The organism is Xanthobacter sp. BG11Y11_SDJG (genome assembly GCF_057364445.1).
The window spans coordinates 1-1590 of sequence record NZ_JBNFNU010000630.1; the positions used below are offsets into that span (position 1 = coordinate 1).

Here is a 1590-nt window from a genome sequence, read left to right on the forward strand (position 1 = left end):
CGGCGGCCGTCAGCGCCGCGAGATAGGGGGCCGGCGAGCGCGGCGCGGGCGCTGGCGCGGGCCAGCTCCAGGCTCTGGCGCGAGAAGGCGGAAAATCCATGTCCAGCAGCGGCAGATCGAGCAGCCACTCGCCGGGATAGTCCACCAGTCGAGGGTGAGCGAGCGCATGGCGCCGCGCGGGCTGGCATAGCGCACCAGGATGCGCAGTTCGCTCACCCGCGTGGTGGAGGAGGGCCAGACGCGCTCCTGCGCCAGCGTCGCGAGATGGTCCTCATAGGCGAAGCGGGGCACCGCGTCGTCCGGCTGCGGCTCCAGCACCGCGCGGGCGATGCGGCCGGACTGGGCGGCCTCGAACACCGGCAGGCGCCCGCCTTTGGTGAGGGCGTGGATCAGCGCCGTGGTGAAGATGGTCTTGCCCGCCCGCGACAGGCCGGTGACGCCGAGCCGGAGCGTGGGATGGGCGAGCCCCTCCATGCGGTCGGCGAGCGACATCACGGCGATGCGCGCGCCCTCGACGGCGTCGCTCCACGCGGCCATGCCTATTTGTCCGGGGCGAGGGTGCGGGGCGTGACGAAGCGGTCGAGCCGGCCGGAGGCGGGCGCGAGCTCGGCCCAGTCGTCCACCGGAATGTCGATCACCGCCAGCGCCCCGGTGGGGAACTTCTCCGCCATGCGCTCGATCGGCCGGATCGGGCCGGAGGCCACCAGCAGGTCGGCGAGGTCCTGGAGGCCGGGATTGTGGCCCACCAGCATCAGGGTGTGTGCATCCCGCGGCTGCTCGCGCAGCACCGCGACGAGGCGGGCGGCGCTGGCCTCGTAGAGCCGCGGCTCGCTGCCCATGTCCACCACCTGCGGCAGGGCCGCGCTCACCAGTTCCCAGGTCTCGCGCGTGCGGCGGGCGGGGGAGACCAGAACCGGTCGGGCAGGAGGTTCTCGGCCGCCATGTAGGCGCCCATGCGCGGCGCGTCGGCGGCGGCCGCGCGGCCCCGGAGCGGGGCGTTCGGGGATCGGCGACGCCGTCGGGGCCAGTCGGACTTTGGCGTGACGCAAACAGCATGAGGCGGCGCATGGCGATGTCCGGTGAGGGCGGGGAAGGCTCTCCCTTATGGCGGCGGCCGGCGCGGCGCAAGCCGCGGGGGCGTGCCCGCTGCGTCCGCGTCCGATGCCGCCGCCGGTCGCTGCGCCGCCACAGCCGCGCCCAAGAAGGCCCGCAAAGTGGAGGCAGGCGGGTAGCGAATCGCGCCATATTCCTCCGCAAAGCAGGACCCCATGACCAGCATTCCGCCCCGCCTCAAGAGTTCTGGCGCCTCAGCGAAGGCGGAACCGCCGGCCGCGCGCGGCGCGGATCGGCGGCGGACGATCGACTGCGAGGTGGTCATCGTCGGCTCCGACCTCGCCGCTTTGGCGCTGGCCCATCGCCTCGCCGGCAGCGGACGCGACGTGGTGCGGCTCGCCACGGCGGCCGATGCCGCTCTGCCGCTCGACGACATCCTCGCGCCTGGTTTCGTCATGGCGCCGGGCGATCTGGTGGCGCGCATCGGCGAGGACGATGCGGCGCGCTTTGGGCGCTCTCGCGCGAGGCCGCGGTGCA

At 74.0% G+C, this 1590-nt stretch carries 3 protein-coding genes and 1 pseudogene; 1 reads left to right on the top strand and 3 read right to left on the bottom strand.

The window, feature by feature from the left end:
* From AC2W7M_RS25155 to AC2W7M_RS25165, 3 genes and pseudogenes are all read right to left on the bottom strand, one after another.
* Nucleotides 1-100: hypothetical protein (locus tag AC2W7M_RS25155; protein WP_486135803.1), on the bottom strand; the 100-nt coding region annotated here is incomplete at its 3' end.
* 113 nt (nt 101-213) lie between these two features.
* Nucleotides 214-537: pseudogene (locus tag AC2W7M_RS25160) on the bottom strand (YcjX family protein); the annotation flags it as partial.
* Nucleotides 538-539: 2 nt separating this feature from the next.
* A complete protein-coding gene (locus AC2W7M_RS25165) occupies nt 540-869 on the bottom strand; it encodes a SixA phosphatase family protein (protein ID WP_486135800.1) in 330 nt (109 codons plus the stop codon).
* Nucleotides 870-1268: 399 nt separating this feature from the next.
* Here AC2W7M_RS25165 and AC2W7M_RS25170 point away from each other — a divergent pair.
* Nucleotides 1269-1590, top strand: a 322-nt coding sequence (locus AC2W7M_RS25170) for a hypothetical protein (RefSeq protein ID WP_486135801.1), incomplete at its 3' end; no start/stop codon positions are given.